At 65.9% G+C, this 18,580-nt stretch carries 15 protein-coding genes and 1 pseudogene; 6 read left to right on the forward strand and 10 right to left on the reverse strand.

All coding sequences use genetic code 11. The features are described from left to right. Positions 1-30 precede the first annotated feature (30 nt). Together AC07X4_RS18185 and AC07X4_RS18190 are read right to left on the reverse strand one after the other, a co-directional pair. Positions 31-732 (reverse strand): DUF6882 domain-containing protein, encoded by a 702-nt coding sequence (locus AC07X4_RS18185; protein WP_494740875.1) that lies wholly within the window; start codon positions 730-732, stop codon positions 31-33. Positions 733-905: 173 nt separating this feature from the next. Continuing rightward, positions 906-2,474 carry a fumarate hydratase gene (locus AC07X4_RS18190; RefSeq protein ID WP_494740876.1) on the reverse strand — a complete coding sequence of 523 codons (1,569 nt, stop codon included), beginning with the start codon at positions 2,472-2,474 and terminating at the stop codon, positions 906-908. 171 nt (positions 2,475-2,645) lie between these two features. Here AC07X4_RS18190 and fumC point away from each other — a divergent pair, with 171 nt between their 5' ends. Continuing rightward, positions 2,646-4,055 (forward strand): class II fumarate hydratase, encoded by a 1,410-nt coding sequence (fumC, locus tag AC07X4_RS18195; RefSeq protein WP_056065141.1) that lies wholly within the window; start codon positions 2,646-2,648, stop codon positions 4,053-4,055. 134 nt (positions 4,056-4,189) lie between these two features. Here fumC and AC07X4_RS18200 read toward each other — a convergent pair whose 3' ends face one another. The 5 genes and pseudogenes from AC07X4_RS18200 to AC07X4_RS18220 all read right to left on the reverse strand — a co-directional run bounded on the left by AC07X4_RS18200 (position 4,190) and on the right by AC07X4_RS18220 (position 8,607). Next, the gene (locus AC07X4_RS18200) at positions 4,190-4,900 is read right to left on the reverse strand and encodes a response regulator (protein WP_288851138.1); all 711 of its coding nucleotides are present in this window, start codon (positions 4,898-4,900) and stop codon (positions 4,190-4,192) included. Continuing rightward, a pseudogene (locus AC07X4_RS18205) lies at positions 4,897-6,535 on the reverse strand (ATP-binding protein). The gene AC07X4_RS18200 and the pseudogene AC07X4_RS18205 overlap by 4 nt, the downstream one beginning before the upstream one ends. 6 nt (positions 6,536-6,541) lie before the next feature. After that, on the reverse strand, positions 6,542-6,820 hold the full coding sequence (locus AC07X4_RS18210) for a hypothetical protein (RefSeq protein ID WP_099730670.1): 279 nt from the start codon (positions 6,818-6,820) through the stop codon (positions 6,542-6,544). Between the two features lie 53 nt (positions 6,821-6,873). Then, entirely contained in the window at positions 6,874-7,794 is a 921-nt protein-coding gene (locus AC07X4_RS18215) for a dioxygenase family protein (protein ID WP_494740877.1), read from the reverse strand. Between the two features lie 213 nt (positions 7,795-8,007). Next, positions 8,008-8,607 (reverse strand): TIGR00645 family protein, encoded by a 600-nt coding sequence (locus AC07X4_RS18220; protein WP_056064456.1) that lies wholly within the window; start codon positions 8,605-8,607, stop codon positions 8,008-8,010. Positions 8,608-8,820: 213 nt separating this feature from the next. Here AC07X4_RS18220 and acs point away from each other — a divergent pair, with 213 nt between their 5' ends. Together acs and AC07X4_RS18230 are read left to right on the forward strand one after the other, a co-directional pair. Continuing rightward, entirely contained in the window at positions 8,821-10,815 is a 1,995-nt protein-coding gene (acs, locus tag AC07X4_RS18225; RefSeq protein ID WP_260667889.1) for an acetate--CoA ligase, read from the forward strand. 414 nt (positions 10,816-11,229) lie between these two features. After that, complete coding sequence (locus AC07X4_RS18230) at positions 11,230-11,703, forward strand: hypothetical protein (RefSeq protein ID WP_056747132.1); 474 nt, start codon at positions 11,230-11,232, stop codon at positions 11,701-11,703. A 164-nt stretch (positions 11,704-11,867) separates the two neighbouring features. Here AC07X4_RS18230 and AC07X4_RS18235 read toward each other — a convergent pair whose 3' ends face one another. Then, positions 11,868-12,173: a c-type cytochrome gene (locus AC07X4_RS18235; RefSeq protein WP_056747133.1), complete on the reverse strand. Its 306-nt coding sequence runs from the start codon at positions 12,171-12,173 to the stop codon at positions 11,868-11,870. A 115-nt stretch (positions 12,174-12,288) separates the two neighbouring features. On the opposite strand from AC07X4_RS18235, the gene AC07X4_RS18240 reads away from it, so the two are divergent. Beyond that, positions 12,289-12,531, forward strand: coding sequence for a TIGR04438 family Trp-rich protein (locus tag AC07X4_RS18240; RefSeq protein WP_056064444.1), 243 nt, complete (start codon positions 12,289-12,291; stop codon positions 12,529-12,531). A gap of 157 nt (positions 12,532-12,688) precedes the next feature. Here AC07X4_RS18240 and ilvD (AC07X4_RS18245) read toward each other — a convergent pair whose 3' ends face one another. Further along, positions 12,689-14,392, reverse strand: coding sequence for a dihydroxy-acid dehydratase (gene ilvD, locus AC07X4_RS18245; RefSeq protein WP_494740878.1), 1,704 nt, complete (start codon positions 14,390-14,392; stop codon positions 12,689-12,691). Positions 14,393-14,638: 246 nt separating this feature from the next. Here ilvD (AC07X4_RS18245) and ilvD (AC07X4_RS18250) point away from each other — a divergent pair, with 246 nt between their 5' ends. Together ilvD (AC07X4_RS18250) and lgt are read left to right on the forward strand one after the other, a co-directional pair. After that, a complete protein-coding gene (gene ilvD, locus AC07X4_RS18250; RefSeq protein ID WP_494740879.1) occupies positions 14,639-16,498 on the forward strand; it encodes a dihydroxy-acid dehydratase in 1,860 nt (619 codons plus the stop codon). Between the two features lie 256 nt (positions 16,499-16,754). Further along, on the forward strand, positions 16,755-17,582 hold the full coding sequence (gene lgt, locus AC07X4_RS18255; protein ID WP_099730665.1) for a prolipoprotein diacylglyceryl transferase: 828 nt from the start codon (positions 16,755-16,757) through the stop codon (positions 17,580-17,582). Positions 17,583-17,664: 82 nt separating this feature from the next. On the opposite strand, the gene AC07X4_RS18260 is transcribed toward lgt, so the two are convergent. Beyond that, a partial coding sequence (locus AC07X4_RS18260) for a DMT family transporter (RefSeq protein WP_494740880.1) occupies positions 17,665-18,580 on the reverse strand: 916 nt, incomplete at its 5' end.

An 18,580-nucleotide genomic window follows, 5' to 3' on the forward strand; every position in this document is an offset into this window, starting at 1 on the left:
CGCTGCAGAGCACAAGAGAAACCGGAGGGATCAGCGCGCGGGTGCTTTGGCCTTGCCGTTGCCACTGGGCGTTGCTTCTGCAACTTTCGGGTGCGACAGCAGGTAGTAGCGTTTGACCACGGCCTTTTGACCCTCTTGGCCCCCGGCGACCAGCTCGCTGCCGATGCTCACCAGCACGCCGGTGGCCTGGTTGAGTTGCGCGGCAAACGCGCACAGATACCAGGCAGCCTCTTCGCTCGCCAATTGCGCGGTATCGGTCTGCAGGATGTCGATGCCGTGCTCGCGCCCATACAGGCGTGTGAGCGCGCTGCCCGTGGCGAACGATTTGCGCTTCGGGTCTTTCAGGTCGGGCACGCGTTCAACGGCCTCCCATGCCCAGCGCCGGCTTTCGGGCCACCACGTGCCCAGCAGCTCCGCATCGAACACCGTGCGCTTGCCGCCACGGAGCACGGTGAAGGTCTTGTGGAAAAAGTCCAGCGTGCGCAGTTGGCTGCCTGCCAGGTGCTGGCTGTTCAGCAGCTGTTGGCGTTCGATGTGGGATGCGAGGCTGGCGTCCAGCAGCGCGGCGTCGCGGGCGGGCAGTGCACCGCCAAAGGCGGTCTGTGCGTCGCGCTGCGGAACCATGGGCGGGTTGGCGCTGGCGGACAGGGGCAGGGCGCCGATCAGCGTGGCCAGCAGCAGGGCGTAGAGGGGCTGTCGAAGGGTCTGTGCAAACCCGTGGTTCAAAAGCATGGTGGGGGCGGCAAACGCCGAAGAAGAGGAGTCGGGTCGAGCCCGTATTTTTGCCGAAGCGGATGCAGGGATGTGCGTCGGGGGGCCACAAAAAAACCGCCCGAAGGCGGTTCCTTGTCATTGCACCTTGTGGTGTGGCGGCCACCTCGCGGGCCCTGCCACACCAACGCGCATCAGGCTGCGGCGACGCCGATGCCCTTGAACTCGCCCGAGGCGATGCGCTTTTGCCACTCGGCCGGGCCCGTGATGTGGGCGCTGGTGCCACCGGCGTCCACGGCCACGGTCACGGGCATGTCCACCACGTCGAATTCGTAGATGGCTTCCATGCCCAGGTCTTCAAAGCCCACGACCTTGGCGGTCTTGATGGCCTTGGAGACCAGGTAGGCGGCGCCACCCACGGCCATCAGGTAGGCGCTCTGGTGCTTCTTGATGGCCTCGATGGCGACCGGGCCGCGCTCGGCCTTGCCCACCATGGCGATCAGGCCAGTCTGGGCCAGCATCATCTCGGTGAAGCCGTCCATGCGCGTGGCGGTGGTGGGGCCTGCAGGGCCCACGGCTTCCCCCTTCACCGGGTCCACAGGGCCCACGTAGTAGATGACGCGGTTGGTGAAGTCCACAGGCAGCTTCTCGCCCTTGGCCAGCATGTCCTGGATGCGCTTGTGTGCGGCATCGCGGCCCGTCAGCATCTTGCCGTTGAGCAGCAGCGTGTCGCCGGGCTTCCAGCTGGCGACTTCTTCCTTGGTCAGGGTGTCGAGGTTGACCTTCTTGCTCTTGTTGTAGTCGGGCGCCCAGTTCACGTTGGGCCACAGGTCCAGGCTCGGGGGCGTGAGGTACACGGGGCCCGAGCCGTCCATGACGAAGTGCGCGTGGCGTGTGGCGGCGCAGTTCGGGATCATGGCGATGGGCTTGCTGGCCGCGTGTGTGGGGTACATCTTGATCTTGACGTCCAGCACTGTGGTCAGGCCGCCCAGGCCTTGCGCGCCAATGCCCAGCGCGTTGACCTTTTCAAACAGCTCCAGGCGCAGCTCTTCGACCTTGTCGAGCGCGGGGCCGCCGGTCTTGGCGGCTTCGGCCTTGGCCTGCAGCTTGTACATGTCCAGGTCGTCCATCAGGCTTTCCTTGGCCATCAGCACGGCCTTTTCGGCCGTGCCGCCAATGCCGATGCCCAGCATGCCGGGCGGGCACCAGCCGGCGCCCATGGTGGGCACGGTCTTGAGCACCCAGTCCACCACGTTGTCGCCGGGGTTGAGCATGTACATCTTGGACTTGTTCTCCGAGCCGCCGCCCTTGGCCGCCACGGTGATGTCCACGGTGTTGCCGGGCACAATCTCGGTGAAGATCACGGCAGGGGTGTTGTCCTTGGTGTTCTTGCGGGCGAACTGCGGATCGGCCACGACCGAGGCGCGCAGGGTGTTGTCGGGGTGGTTGTAGCCCCGGCGCACGCCTTCGTTGATGGCGTCGTCCAGGCTGCCGCTGAAGCCCTCCCAGCGCACGTCCATGCCCACTTTCAGGAACACGTTGACGATGCCGGTGTCCTGGCAGATGGGGCGCTGGCCGGTGGCGCTCATCTTGCTGTTGGTCAGGATCTGGGCGATCGCATCCTTGGCCGCCGGGCTCTTCTCGCGCTCGTAGGCGCGGGCCAGGTGGGCGATGTAGTCGGTGGGGTGGTAGTAGCTGATGTACTGCAGTGCGCCGGCAATGGATTCGATCAGGTCTTCTTGGCGAATGGTCGTCGTGGTCATGGCGGTGGGGGTTTTAGGGAAAACGCGAACCCCGAATTATCTCCCGGCGGGCTTGCGCGGGCCTGTCAGGGGCGATGGGGGGGTGGTAGCGCGCCATGGCCTTCGGTGGGTATGCTGCGGGCTGGTGTTTCATTCATTCCCATCCGCTCACCGAGCGCGCAAGGCCCCACCGTGAAGACCTCTACCCCCGACGCGACCGCATACCGCACCGAAAAAGACACCTTCGGCCCCATCGATGTGCCTGCCCAGCGCCTGTGGGGGGCGCAGACACAGCGCTCGCTGCACCACTTCGCCATTTCGGGCGAGCGCATGGCGCCGGAGCTGATCCGGGCGCTGGCCCAGGTCAAGCGGGCCAGCGCCTACGTGAACAACGCGCTGGGCCTGCTCGACGCGGCCAAGACCACGGCCATCGTTGCGGCGGCAGACGAGGTGATCGAAGGTGGTCACCTGCAGGAGTTTCCGCTGGTGGTGTGGCAGACCGGATCGGGCACGCAGACCAACATGAACATGAACGAGGTGCTGGCCAACCGCGCGAGCGAGCTGCTGGGTGGCCCGCGCGGCGAAGCGCGCCTGGTGCATCCCAACGACGAGGTGAACAAGAGCCAGTCGAGCAACGACGTGTTCCCCACCGCCATGCATCTGGCGGCGGTGGACGCGCTGATGCACCGCCTGCTGCCCGCGCTGCACGGCCTGCGCACAACGCTGGCGGCCAAGGCGAAGGCGTTCGACAGCATCGTGAAGATTGGGCGCACCCACCTGCAGGACGCCACGCCCCTCACGCTGGGCCAGGAGATCTCGGGCTGGGTGGCGCAACTGCAGCATGGCGAGCAGCATGTGCGTGCCGCGCTGCCCCATTTGGGCGAGCTGGCCTTGGGTGGCACGGCGGTGGGCACGGGGCTCAATGCGCCCGCCGGTTATGCGCAGGCCGTGGCCAAGGAGCTGGCCGACCTGACCGGCCTGCCGTTGGTCACCGCCCCCAACAAGTTCGAGGCCCTGGCCAGTTGCGATGCGCTGGTGCATGCCCATGGCGCGCTCAAGACCCTGGCGGCCAGCCTGATGAAGATTGCCAACGACGTGCGCTGGCTGGCCAGCGGCCCGCGCAGTGGGCTGGGCGAGATCACCATCCCCGAGAACGAGCCGGGCTCGTCCATCATGCCGGGCAAGGTCAACCCCACGCAGTGCGAGGCGCTGACCATGCTGTGCGCGCAGGTGCTGGGCAACGACGTGGCCATCAACATCGGCGGGGCCTCGGGCAACTTCGAGCTGAACGTGTTCCGCCCGATGGTGATCCACAACTTCTTGCAGAGCGTGCGCTTGCTGGCCGATGGCATGGCCAGCTTCAACGAGCACTGCGCCGTGGGCATCGAGCCCAACCAGGCGCGCATCAACGACCTGGTGGAGCAGTCGCTGATGCTGGTAACGGCACTCAACCCCCACATCGGCTACGACAAGGCGGCCTTCATCGCCAAGAAGGCGCACAAGGAGGGCACCAGCCTGCGCGCCGCCGCCGTGGCCTCGGGGCATGTGACGGGCGAGCAGTTTGACCAGTGGGTGGTGCCTGCGCAGATGGTGGGGCGCTGAGTCTGCAGGGCTGTTTGGTGGGGGGTTCGTGGTGCTTTTGAGCAAAATGCACCGGTAGCGCTAGTGCTGCATGCCTTGGTAGCTATCAAATTGATAGTTATCGGCCCCAGGGGGTGTCGCTGGCAGCCTGCCTGTCAGGCCGCTGGCGGGCCCTCGTGGTTCGGGTCCAGCGCAAAGCCTACGCCATACACCGAGCGGATCCAGTCGCTGCCGTCCGTGCTGGCGGCCTTGAGCTTCTTGCGCAGGTTCTTGATGTGGCTGTCGATGGCGCGCTCGTTCACATCCAGCGTGTCGTCGTAGGCCTGGTCGAGCAGCTGGGCGCGCGAGAAGATGCGCCCCTTCTGGCGCGCCAGCACCTGCAGCAATTTGAACTCGCGCCGCGTGAGGCCCAGCGGCGTGCCATGCAGCGTGGCCTGCCAGTGCGACTCGTCCAGCATCAATGCGGCAAGTGGTGTGCTGGCGGAGGAAACCTCCTGCGCTGCAGCGGTGCGGCGCAGCACGGCCTTGACGCGGGCCACCACCTCGCGTGGTGAAAACGGCTTGCAGATGTAGTCGTCGGCGCCCAGCTCCAGCCCGATGAGGCGGTCCACCTCTTCCACGCGGGCCGTGAGCATGATGATGGGGTGCTGCGTGTGGCGCCGCGCCTGGCGCAATATCTCCAGCCCGTCGATGCCGGGCAGCATGATGTCCAGCAGCGTGAGGTCGGGCGGCGTGGTGAGCATGCTCGCCAGCGCGGCTCGGCCCTCGGCCTGGTGCTCCACCGCATAGCCCGCGTGGCGCAGGTAGTCCACCACGATGGCGGCGATGTCGGGTTCGTCTTCGACGACAAGGATGCGTGGGCTCATGGTGCCGGGTTGTCCAGAAGGGGCAAGTTCAGTGTGATGCGCAGCCCGCCCAGGGGCGAGGCCTCGGCCGTCAGCGTGCCGCCGTGGGCGAGCACGATGGCGCGGCAGATCGCCAGGCCCAGGCCTGATCCGCCGTGGTCGCGGTTGCGCGAGGTTTCTGCGCGGTACAGGCGCTCAAAAATACGGGGCAGCTCGTGCGCGGGCACGCCGGGCGCGCTGTCGTCCAGCTGCACCTGCAGCTGGGGGGCTCCATCGGCCGGTGGCAGCAGGCGCGCCGCAATGCGCAGCAGGCCGCCCGCGTCGGTGTAGCGCAGGCTGTTTTCCAGCAGGTTCAAAAACACCTGGTGCAGCTGCTGCGCGTCGCCGCGCACCAGGGGGGCCGGCTGGGCGGCGCCTGGTGCGGCCAGGGCATCCAGGCCGCTGGTGTCCACATCGATGCCCGCCTGCGCCAGGCGGGGGCGCATGGAGGCCAGCGCTTCGTTCAGCAGCGACAGCGGGTGCACGGGCACCTGGGCCGAGGGTGCGCTGGTGCCCACCGCATCCAGGCTGGCGCGCAGGTCGCCCACCAGCTGGATCAGGCGCATCACCTGTCGGTGCAGGCGCAGCGCGGTCTTGTCGTCAAAGGGGCGGATGCCATCCTGCACGGCCTCGATCTCGGCGCGCATGGCGGCCAGGGGGGGTGCGCAGTTCGTGGGCCACGTCGCCCAGCCATTGGCGGCGGCTGGCTTCGATGCTGCCCAGTTGTTCGGCCATGGTGTTGAAGGTGCGGGCCAGCTGGGCCAGTTCGTCATTGCCGTGCACGGGCACGCGGGTGTGCAGGTGGCCCTGCGCAATGCCGCGTGCGCCGGTGGCCAGGGCCTCGACCGGGGCCAGCCAGCGCCGTGCCAGCCAGCCCGACAGGACCAGCGCCAGCGCCAGGCCGACCAGGCCCGTCCACGCCACAAAGCCCAGGTGCTGGGCCAGAAAGGCCTGGTCGGCATCGCTGCGCACGCCCTGCGGTGGCGCCAGCACCAGGTGCCCGATGGTCTGGCCGCCGGCGCCACGCAACGCCAGGCGTGCGCCCCCCGGCTGCGGCGGTGTGCCTGCGACCAGCTGATCTTGTGCATCGAGCAGGCCCAGGCGGGGGTAGATGTCATCCGGGTGGCGCTGGGGTGGCGCTGGGCCCCGGTCCAGGGGCCGCAGGTCGCCGGGCGGAGGTGGGGGCTGGCTGTTGCCAAGGTCAGTGCCACGGCCGCGGCCACCGTCACTGGCATTGGAAGGAGGGGGGGTGACCGTGCCAGGCGTGCCAGGAGGCTCCGACGGGAGGCCGGGTGGCGAGCCGCTGGGGGGGCGGGCGCCACCCGGCCCGCGTGGACCGGCGCCCGGGTGGGTCAGCCGTCCCCACAGGGACGACTGCCCCCGCAGGCTGTCCCAGCCGCCTGCCTGGGTGTGGTGGGCCTGCAGGCGCTCGGCCAGCCAGTCCATGCGGGCCAGCTCGATCTCGGCCACATACGGCCCCAGGCCCCGCTGCAGGCCCAGGCGCGAGAAACCCACAAAGATCAGCAACAGCGCCAGCAGCAGGGCGGCCAGGGCGATGAAGGCTTTGCGGTGCAGCGTCAGATGGGGCTCGGGGACGAGGGAGCGCAGGGGCGGCATGGTGGGTCAGCGGGCGGGGGGCGGGCCACCTGCGCCGGGGCCACCGGGCCCGCCAGCGGGCATGGCCACCAGGGTGCCGTCCATTGTGCGGCAAGTGCCTGCGAGGCTCTTGCCGTCGGGCATGGTCAGTGTGACGGAGGCGCCTTCGGTCTTGCCCTTGCAGGCGGCGTAGGCCTCGGGTGGCGGGGCGGGCGGCGTGCCGCGGGATGGCTGGGCGTGGCTGGGGAACGCTGCGGCGATGGATGCCAGGGCCAGTGCGGCCAAAAGGGTGTGGATCTTGAACATCGGGCGTCTTTCTGGAGATCGAAACAACAGGGTGAATGGAAGAAACGAGGGGCTCAGACCGCGATCGAAATCGTGATGCTGGCCGAGTAGCCGCCACCGGTGTTGGCCTGCATGGTGGTCATCTCCAGCGTGGTGCCATCGCTGAAGACGTTGTCCGTGGCAAACGACATGGAGGCCAGGTTGCGCACGCTGGCGCTGTAGCCCGAATTGCTGCTGTAGATGCTGCTGAGCAGTGCGGTGGGGAACGCCAGTTGCGTGGTCTTGATCTTGTTGGCGGCCTTGGTGGCCGATGCCAGCGTGGGGTAGATCTCCAGGTGCATGTGCGGCATGCGGCCCGCATAGCAGCCCGGAACGATGGTGGTGAAGGTCACGGTGCCGTTGGCGTCCGTGGCCTGCACGCCGCGCAGGTAGTTGTCGGCGATGTTGTTGGAGGTGTAGACCGAGTAGTTGCCGTCTTGCGTGCAGTGCCACAGGTAGATGGCGTAGCCCGACAACGCCGCGCAGCTGGCGCTGGTGTTCGTCAGCGTGATGGTGATGGACAGCGGCACGCCGCTGACCTGGGTGGACGATCCCACCGAACTGCGGATGTCCGAGCGCACGATGCCGCTGAGCGCGAGCACGTTGTAGGTGTTGTTGCTGGCCGTGGAGCCGTCGGCAGGGTAGGGCCCTGCGGTCTCCTCGGGTAAGACGGAGCAGGTGGTGGTTGTGCCGGTGCCTGTTCCGGTGCCTGTTCCGGTGCCAGTGCCCGATCCGGTACCGCTGCCGGTGCCAGACCCGGAGTCCGTGCTGCTGCCAGAGTCGGTGCTGGTGCTGTCACTGCCGCCGCCGCAGCCCCACAGGGAGGCGACGCCTAACGAGCCGAGCGCGCTCAATGCCAGGCGGCGGCTGGTGGCGGTGTGTGTGGACGGGGAGGCTGCCGCAGCGGGTGCTTGCGCCGCGGCTGTGGTCGGGGGGAGAGAGGACAGAGGGGGCATGGATTTCTCCTTCGGGTGGGTCTGCACCGCACTGTGCCTACCGATTGAGGAGAAATCTGGGAGCGCCCAGGTCGCTGAGTACCGAAGGGTGTTTGCTTCAAAATTGATAGCTGCCAGCGCATATGCAACCGGCGCTACCGGCACTTTTGACTGATATTCAAGTCCCGGGGGCTCCCCCGGCGTTGCCGGGGAGCCTGGGGACCGTCGCCGTACTCAGTGGCGGTCCGACGAGTGCGACATCAGCCGGTCGGTCAGCGCGATGGCCAGGGCGCTGAGCAGGAACACCACATGGATGATGGTTTGCCACATCAGCACCTTGAGGTCGTAGTTGGCGGCGTTGATGAAGGTCTTGAGCAGGTGGATGGAGCTGATGCCGATGATGGCGGTGGCCAGCTTGACCTTGAGCACCGAGGCGTTCACATGGCTCAGCCACTCGGGCTGGTCGGGGTGGTCTTCCAGGTGCAGGCGCGAGACAAAGGTCTCGTAGCCGCCGACGATCACCATGATCAGCAGGTTGGAGATCATGACCACGTCGATCAGCGCCAGCACCACCAGCATGATGATGGTCTCGTTGAGCGCGGTGACCTGGAAATCACTCTTGTAGCCAATGCTGGACACCAGGCTCTGCAGGGCCGCCGTGTTGCCAAACGCGGCTTCGATCAGGTGCACCAGTTCCACCCAGAAATGGAACACATACACCGCCTGCGCCAGGATCAGGCCCAGATACAGGGGCAGTTGCAGCCACCGGCTGGCGAAGATCATGGAAGGCAGGGGGCGCAGCGGCGCTGGGGGCTTGTGTTGGGGAGAGGACATGGCACTCGCAAAGGGTTGCAGGAGGCGCGATTTTAGGGGGGCAGCATGTCCCTGCGGTGGCAGGTGGGTCTGCGCGGCCGGTGGCCCGGCCCTTGGCGACGGGCGGGCCGCAATGGCGTACTCTGTAAGCTTCGCGCCAGTCAGTGGCCTGTAAGTGCCGCGCCCGACAGTACCGCCCAATTCCAATTCCCATTAGATCCAGGAGACAACACCATGAGTGCGCCCACATCCGCCATCGAGTCCGTGCTGGTTGAGAACCGCGTGTTCCCGCCCTCGGACGCCATCGTCAAAGCCGCGCGCGTGTCCGGCATGGCTGGGTATGACGCACTGTGTGCCGAGGCCGAAAAGGACTTCGAGGGCTTCTGGGCGCGCCAGGCACGCGGCAATCTGCAGTGGACCAAGCCTTTCACCCGCACGCTGGACGAGTCCAACGCGCCGTTCTTCCAGTGGTTCGCCGATGGCGAACTCAATGCCTCGGCCAACTGCCTGGACCGCCACATCGGCACCGCCACCGAAAACAAGACGGCCATCATCTTTGAAGCCGACGATGGCACGGTCACCAAGATCACCTATAAGGAACTGCTGGCCCGAGTGAGCCAGTTTGCCAACGCGCTCAAGGCCCATGGCGTGGCCAAGGGCGACCGCGTGCTGATCTACATGCCCATGACCATTGAGGGCGTGATCGCCATGCAGGCCTGCGCTCGCATTGGCGCCACGCACAGCGTGGTGTTTGGCGGCTTTAGCGCCAAGGCCGTGCACGAGCGCATCATCGATGCCGGTGCCGTGGCCGTCATCACTGCCAACTACCAGATGCGTGGTGGCAAAGAGCTGCCGCTCAAGTCCATCATCGATGAAGCCCTGGCCATGGGCGGCTGCGACACCATCCGCAATGTGTTTGTCTATCAGCGCACAGCCACGGCCTGCAACATGGTGGCCGGGCGCGACAAGACCTTTGCCGAGGCACTGGCGGGGCAAAGCACCGAATGCGCACCCGTGGCCGTGGGCGCCGAGCACCCTTTGTTCATCCTCTATACCAGCGGCTCCACCGGCAAGCCCAAGGGCGTGCAGCACAGCACCGGCGGCTACCTGCTGTGGGCCAAGATGACGATGGACTGGACGTTTGACCTGCGCGCCGACGACGTGTTCTGGTGCACGGCCGACATTGGCTGGATCACGGGCCACACCTACGTCGCCTATGGCCCACTGGCTGCTGGCGCCACGCAGATCATCTTCGAAGGCATTCCCACCTTCCCGAACGCAGGCCGCTTCTGGCAGATGATCGAGCGCCACAAGTGCACCATCTTCTACACCGCCCCCACCGCCATCCGCTCGCTCATCAAGGCGGCCGAGGCTGACGAGGCGGTACACCCCGCGCGCTCGGACCTGTCGAGCCTGCGCATCCTGGGCAGCGTGGGCGAGCCCATCAACCCCGAAGCCTGGATGTGGTACCACAAGAACGTGGGCGGCGAACGCTGCCCCATCGTGGACACCTTCTGGCAGACCGAAACCGGCGGCCATGTCATCACCCCGCTGCCCGGCGCTACGCCGCTGGTGCCCGGCAGCTGCACGTTGCCCCTGCCCGGCATCACCGCCGCCATCGTGGACGAAATGGGCAACGACGTACCCAACGGCGCCGGTGGCATCCTGGTCATCAAGCGCCCCTGGCCCAGCATGATCCGCACCATCTGGAACGACCCCGAGCGTTTCAAGAAGAGCTACTTCCCCGAAGAACTCAAGGGCTACTACCTGGCCGGTGACGGCGCGGTGCGCAGTGCCGACCGGGGCTACTTCCGCATCACCGGCCGCATTGACGATGTGCTGAACGTGTCCGGTCACCGCATGGGCACGATGGAGATCGAATCCGCCCTGGTCGCCAAGACGGATCTGGTGGCCGAGGCCGCCGTGGTGGGCCGCCCTGACGACGTTACCGGTGAGGCCATCTGTGCGTTTGTGGTGCTCAAGCGCTCGCGCCCCACCGGCGAGGAAGCCAAGCAGATCGCCAACGAGCTGCGCAACTGGGTGGCCAAGGAAATCGGCCCCATTGCCAAGCCCAAGGACATCCGCTTTGGCGACAACCTGCCCAAGACCCGCAGCGGCAAGATCATGCGCCGCCTGCTGCGCAGCATCGCCAAGGGCGAGGCCATCACCCAGGACACCAGCACGCTGGAGAATCCGGCAATTCTGGATCAGTTGGCCCAGACCAACTGATCCAGAAGGCGCCGTGCAACGGCGCCAGCGCGCAGCGCTTGCCGGATTCGGGGACACTCATATCGCGTAGCGATGTGATGTGGCCACAAAACCTTGGTATCTCACCCGCCGCCCCTTGATCGAAGCCGCAAGGCCAATTGACCAAGAAGGGCTCCGTAGGCGCCAACGCGCAGCGCTTGCCGGGTCTGGGGACACTCATATCCCGTAGCGATGTGACGTGGCCACAAAACCCGTTGATCACCCCGGTACTTGATCGAAGCAGCGGGCCCGCTCACCCGGTGGGCCTGCAGCGCGCTTTGTAGGACGTGATCTCCAATCAGTCCTGCGCCGACAGCAATTGCCGGTGCATGCGTTACAACGGCAGCATGGCGTGACCGGCCACCCTGGCCGGGCGCTGCTGACCGGAGATTTCCCATGCACTTGCGTTCCATCGTTTTGCTGTTGACGGTGCTGGTGATTGCCGCACTGGCTGCATTGAACTGGCCTGCGCTGGCCGCCCCTTCCCTAGTATCGCTGGGGGTGGTGTCATTTGAAGCGCCGCTCGGGTTGCTCATGCTGGCGCTTACCGCCTTGTTGGGCATCTTCTTCGTGGCCTACGTGTTGTCGCTGCAGGGCTCGGTACTGCTCGAAACCCGCCGCCACACCAAAGAGATGCAGGCACAGCGCGAGCTGGCTGACAAGGCCGAGGCGTCCCGCTTCACAGAGCTGCGTACATTCCTTGAAATCCAGCACAGTCAGGCCCATGCGGCGGTTTTGGCGCGGCTGGACCACCTGGAGGCCCGCCTCGCCGCGCGCGCCGAGGAGTCTGACAACACCACGGCGGCCTATGTGGGTCAGTTGGAGCAGCAGCTGCGCTCCCGCAATTCGCTGGTGACCCCCATCGTGTAGGGCCTATCCTGTGGGTGATGTCCTGGAAGGCGCAGGTACTGTCTGCGCACTCAGAGGGGCGCGGGCGTCGTCCGCAGGCATAAAAAAAGCCGCGTCACTGATCGTGCGCGGCTTTTTGCTGGGGCCGGGACGGTAGAACCCGCGGCCACCACAAGGGCGGCAAATTACTTTTGCGTCAGCACCCAGGCCGCCAGCTTCTTCGCTTCGGCGTCACTCACTTGCGCATTGGCGGGCATGGGTACTGGGCCCCACACGCCAGAGCCACCCTTGACGATCTTGGCAGCCAGCTTGTCCACGGCGTCCTTCTGGCCAGCGTATTTGGCTGCTACATCCTTGTAGGCAGGCCCCACCAGTTTCTTGTCCACTGCGTGGCAAGCCATGCAGTTCTTGGAGGTGGCCAAGGCCAAGTCGGCCATCGCGGGTGCCGCAACCGACAGCGTCAAGGCGAGTGTGATCAGGGAACGCTTCATGGTGGGAATTCCTGTGGTTGAGTTACAGTGCTTTTAATGCGATTGTAGTGACTTGGGTTGACACGCAGTTGTCCCTGGTCAATCCCGCTTTTCGCGGAATTCTTTGGAGAGAGCGATGTATCTGCTGGGTCTGTCCCTTCTCATGCTGGCATTGAAATATTTCGAGATCGGCCCCGTGGCCACGTGGTCGTGGTGGTGGGTGCTGGCGCCCTTCGCGGCCACAGCGCTGTGGTGGGCCTGGGCTGATTCCACCGGCTACACCAAGCGCAAGGCCATGGAAAAGATGGATCAGCGCAAGAAGGACCGCATCAACAAACACAAGGAAGCACTGGGCATTCAGCCGCGCAAGCCGCGCTGAACAGCTGGCGCGCTGGATGCAGCGCTGGTGTTGTTGGCCCGCCCACCGACAAAAAACGCCCTGAGCCTTGCTTACGGGCGTTTTTTGTTGCCTGGGGCGCAGCAGGGGGATCTGGGCTCGCTCCCCTCTCCCTGCTGCAAGATCCACCGCAGCCTCTTCAATAGGCGTCCAGCACCGCTCCCTTGCTGGCGCTGGATGCGTTGAACGCAAACTTGGCCTGCACACCACGGGTGTACCGTGGGGAAGGGGCGGTCCAGGCGGCGCGGCGCTTAGTGATTTCTTCGTCCGGCACATTGAGCTGCAGCAGCAGCTGGCGCGCGTCGATGGTGATGCTGTCGCCTTCGTTGACGAAAGCAATCGTGCCGCCCGCTGCGGCCTCGGGTGCCACGTGGCCCACTACCATACCCCACGTGCCGCCGGAGAAGCGGCCGTCGGTGATCAGGCCCACGCTCTCGCCCAGGCCTGCGCCGATCAGCGCACCGGTGGGTGCCAGCATCTCGGGCATGCCGGGGCCGCCTTTGGGGCCCAGGTACCGCAGCACCATCACGTCACCGGCCTTGATCTTGCCCGCCAGGATGGCTTCGAGTGCGGATTGTTCGTCGTCAAACACGCGGGCCGGGCCGGTGATGACGGGGTTCTTCAGACCCGTGATCTTCGCCACCGCGCCTTCGGGGCTCAGGTTGCCCTTGAGGATGGCCAGGTGGCCTTGCGCGTACATAGGCTTGCCGATAGGACGAATCACGTCCTGGTCGGCGCGGGGCTCGTCCGGCACGTCCTTCAGCACCTCGGCAATCGTCTTGCCTTCGATGGTGAGGCAGTCGCCATGCAGCAGGCCCGCATTGAGCAAGATCTTCATGACCTGAGGGATGCCCCCTGCGCGGTGCAGATCCACCGCCAGGTACTTGCCGCTGGGCTTGAGGTCGCACAGTACAGGCGTCTTCACGCGCACGCGCTCGAAGTCGTCGATGCTCCACTCCACGCCTGCCGCATGGGCAATCGCCAGGAAGTGCAGCACCGCGTTGGTCGAGCCGCCCGTGGCCATGATCACAGCCACGGCATTCTCGATGGATTTACGGGTCACGATGTCGCGCGGCTTGATGTCCTTCTTGATGGCCTCGATCAGCACCTTGGCTGACTCCTTGGCCGAGTTCATCTTCTCGTCGTGCGGGTTGGCCATGGTGGACGAATAGGGCAGGCTGATGCCCAGAGCCTCGAACGCGCTGCTCATTGTGTTGGCGGTGTACATGCCGCCGCACGAACCCGTGCCCGGGATGGCGCGTTTCTCGATTTCTTTCAGGTCAAAGTCGCTCAGCTTGCCCGCTGCGTTCTCGCCTACGGCCTCGAACACGCTCACGATGTTCAGGTCCTTGCCCTGGTAGTTGCCGGGCAGGATGGTGCCGCCATACACATAGATGGCGGGTACGTTGGCGCGCAGCATGCCCATCAGGCCGCCGGGCATGTTCTTGTCGCAGCCGCCCACCACCAGCACGCCGTCCATCCACTGGCCGCCCACGCAGGTTTCGATGCAGTCGCTGATGACTTCGCGGCTCACCAGGCTGTACTTCATGCCTTCGGTGCCCATGGCCATGCCGTCGCTGATGGTGGGGGTGCCGAACACCTGGGCGTTGCCACCCGCTTCTTCGATGCCAGCAATCGCCGCATCCGCCAGCTTCTGCAGGCCACTGTTGCAGGGCGTGATGGTGCTGTGGCCGTTGGCCACGCCCACCATGGGTTTGACGAAGTCGCCTTCCTCGTAGCCCATGGCGTAGTACATGGAGCGGTTGGGTGCGCGCGACTTGCCCTGGGTGATGTTGGCGCTGCGGCGGTTGATGGGGGCGGAGGGCTTGCTGGAGTCGGTCATCGTGGGGCGTCCTGGTCTCGGGGTTGGGGGCTGGAGCGGAATGGATCATTCTGCCAGCGCCGTCGCAGCGCGTGGGGGCTGCCCCCGCAATCCCCAACGCCACCGCCCCGGGCGGGCCTGTGGGGCTGGGCGATAATTGACAGGTTTGCCCCCGGCACGGCTCAAGAGGTTGGTTGCACGGGCGCGCGAGGGGCCTTTATGAGTCCGGCCCGCTTCCCTTCCAGCGATTTTTCAGAAGCCAGCACGATGCCCATCTACCGTTCCAAAACCTCCACCGCCGGTCGCAACATGGCAGGCGCGCGCTCCCTGTGGCGCGCCACCGGCATGAAAGACGATGACTTCAGCAAGCCGATCATCGCGGTGGTCAATTCGTTCACTCAGTTCGTGCCCGGCCACGTGCACCTGAAGGACCTGGGCCAGCTGGTGGCCCGCGAGATCGAAGCCGCTGGCGGCGTGGCCAAGGAGTTCAACACCATTGCCGTGGACGACGGCATTGCCATGGGCCACGACGGCATGCTGTATTCGCTGCCCAGCCGCGACATCATTGCCGACTCGGTCGAGTACATGGTCAACGCGCACTGCGCCGATGCCATGGTCTGCATTTCCAACTGCGACAAGATCACCCCCGGCATGCTGATGGCCGCCATGCGCCTGAACATTCCGGTGATCTTCGTTTCGGGTGGCCCGATGGAAGCTGGCAAGACCCGCCTGGCCAACCCGGTCACCAAGGTCATGGAGTTCAAGAAGCTCGATCTGGTGGACGCGATGGTGATTGCCGCCGACACCAACTACTCCGACGCCGATGTGGCCGAGGTCGAGCGCTCGGCCTGCCCCACCTGCGGTTCGTGCTCGGGCATGTTCACCGCCAATTCCATGAACTGCCTGACCGAGGCGCTGGGCCTGTCGCTGCCCGGCAATGGCACGGTGGTGGCCACCCATGCTGACCGCGAGCAGCTCTTCAAGCGCGCAGGCCGCCGCATCGTGGACCTGGCCAAGCAGTATTACGAGCAGGACGACGAACGCGTGCTGCCCCGCTCGGTGGGCTTCAAGGCGTTTGAAAACGCCATGACCCTGGACATCGCCATGGGCGGCTCCACCAACACCATCCTGCACCTGCTGGCGATTGCCAAAGAGGCCGAGATTCCCTTCACCATGGCCGACATCGACCGCCTTTCGCGCGTGGTGCCGCAGCTGTGCAAGGTGGCGCCCAACACCAACAAGTACCACATCGAAGACGTGCACCGCGCAGGCGGCATCATGGCCATCCTGGGCGAGCTGGACCGTGCCGGCAAGCTGCACACCGACGTGCCCACGGTGCACACCGCCACGCTCAAAGACGCGCTGGACCAATGGGACATCGTGCGCACGCAGGACGACGCCGTGCGCACTTTCTACATGGCAGGCCCCGCAGGCATCCCCACCCAGGTGGCGTTCAGCCAGAACACGCGCTGGCCCAGCCTGGACCTCGACCGCGCCGAGGGCTGCATCCGCTCGTACGACCACGCCTTCAGCAAAGAGGGCGGCCTGGCCGTGCTGACCGGCAACATCGCGGTGGACGGCTGCGTGGTCAAGTCGGCCGGTGTGGACGAAAGCATTCTGGTGTTCGAGGGCACGGCCCATGTCACCGAGTCGCAGGACGAGGCCGTGGCCAACATCCTGGCCGACAAGGTCAAGGCCGGTGACGTGGTCATCGTGCGCTATGAAGGCCCCAAGGGCGGCCCTGGCATGCAGGAAATGCTCTACCCCACCAGCTACATCAAGTCCAAGGGCCTGGGCAAGGCCTGCGCGCTGCTGACGGACGGGCGCTTCTCGGGCGGCACCTCGGGCCTGTCGATTGGCCACTGCTCGCCGGAAGCCGCTGCGGGCGGTGCGATCGGCCTGGTCCAGAGCGGTGACCGCATCCGCATCGACATCCCCAACCGCACGATCAACGTGCTGGTGAGCGATGAAGAACTGGCCAAGCGCCGCGAAGCACAGAACGCCAAGGGCTGGAAGCCTGCGCAGCCACGCCCACGCAAGGTGTCGGCCGCGCTCAAGGCCTATGCCAAGCTGGTGATGTCGGCCGACAAGGGCGCCGTGCGCGATTTGTCGCTGCTGGACGACTGAGGTGGTTTTGCGGGGCCGGGGGGCCCTGCTGCCGCTTAGAAGCCGCGCCCTCAGGGCGCGGCTTTTTTATGGATGCTCTACTTTTGATAGCTGTCAGCGCATGATGGACTAGCGCTTCCTCGGCTTTTTGTTTAAAAAAGGGTTGTGTGGGTCCAACTGATCGTTCTGGCGCGGCAGCGGCCACCCGGTGGTCTTGCCCGAGGCAGTAGGCCCTGACTGCGGGGGCATCCCCAGCGCGGGCACAATACCCGCCACCATGTTGACCTATCCCCACATCGACCCCGTCGCCCTGCAGATCGGCCCACTGGCTGTGCATTGGTATGGCCTGACCTATCTTGCGGCCTTTGGCCTGTTCATGTTGCTGGGCATCCGGCGCCTGCAGCACCCGCCCTTTGCCTCCATCACGGGGCCTGGTGCGTGGACGCGCAAGGATGTGGAAGACATCCTCTTTCTGGGGGTGGCTGGCGTGGTCATTGGCGGGCGGCTGGGCTACTGCCTGTTCTACAAACCGGGCTACTACCTGAGCCACCCGCTGGAGATTTTTGCCGTGTGGCAGGGCGGCATGGCCTTCCATGGCGGGCTGCTGGGTGTGGTGGTTTCGATGCTGTGGTTTGCCCATTCGCGCCAGCGCCCCTGGCTGCAGGTGGCTGACTTTGTGGCGCCCTGCGTGCCCACGGGGTTGGCGGCAGGGCGTGTAGGCAACTTCATCAATGGGGAGCTGTGGGGCCGCTTTGCCAGCCCCGACCTGCCCTGGGGCATGGTGTTTGCGCACAGCGGCTCCATGCAGCCGCGCCATCCGTCGCAGGTCTACCAGTTCCTAATGGAGGGATTGCTGCTGTTCATCCTGTTGTGGCTGTATGCGCGCAAGGAGCGTCGCCCTGGCCAGGTGGCGGCCGCCTTCCTGTTCGGCTACGGCGTGTTCCGCTTCATTGCCGAATATTTCCGCGAGCCCGACGCCTTCCTGGGCATCCTGTCGCTGGGCATGAGCATGGGACAGTGGCTGTGTGTGCCCATGATCGTGGGTGGCGCAGCGATGTGGCTGTGGGCGCAGCGGCAGCCGGTAGGGGCGTTGGTTTCAAGGTAAAACGGGCGATAGCGCCGGTGTTTCATGCCCGAGCAGCTATCAAATTGGTAGTGATTGGATCGAGTGGCGGGCAAGCAGGCGGTCAATGCCGCGCATCACCCCGCCGCGCCATCGTCCACAGGGCGGCCCCCACGATGAGCGCACCGCCCACCCAGCCCGTGACGCTGAGCTGCTCGCCCAGCCAGAACACCGCAAACAGTGCGCCAAAGGCGGGCTCGCTGCTGGTCAGCAATCCCACCCGCGTGGGCGAGCTGTGGCGCAGTGCCCAGTTCTGGGCCACAAACGCAAACACGGTGCAGCCTGCCACCAGGTAAATGCAGGCCCACCAGAAGGCGCTGGCTTGGGTGAGCGACGGCAGAGGGGACAGTTTGCCCGGCAAAGCCAGCGCCAGCACCAGGCAGCCCACCCCGATCACGCCCGACTGCACCGCCGTGAGGGCCAGCACGGGTGCGTTGCGGCGACGGGTGAGCCGCGTGGTCTGGCACACGGTGATGGCACGCAGCACGGCGGCCGCCAGCATCAGGGCGTCGCCCCAACCCCACTGGCCGGTGTACCCCCCGCTGAGCATGGCTGCGCCGAGCAGGGAGACGGCGGCAAAACCAAACATCGCACGCTCGGGCCGCTGGCGCAGCAGCCACCACTCGGCAAACGGTGTGAACACCACGCACAGGCTGATCAAAAACGCTGCATTGCTGGCCTGCGTGAGCGCCAGACCAAAGGTCTCGCACAGAAAGATGCCCAGCATCAGCCCACCCAGCGGCAGGCCGGCCACCAACGCATCGCGCCGCTCGGGCGCAGTGGCGCGCAGCAGGGCCGTGAGCAGCACCACAAAGGTCAGGAGGAAGCGTACGGCCAAAAAACCCAGCACCGGGTAGAACACCAGGGCCCCCTTGGCCACGCCATAGCTGGTGCCCCACACCACGGCGACCAGCAACAAGGCCAGGTCAGAAAGGCGCGGGGCCAGCGGGGAAGGGGCGGACAGGGGGAGGGTGTGTGCC

The organism is Acidovorax sp. GW460-11-11-14-LB4 (genome assembly GCF_059423685.1).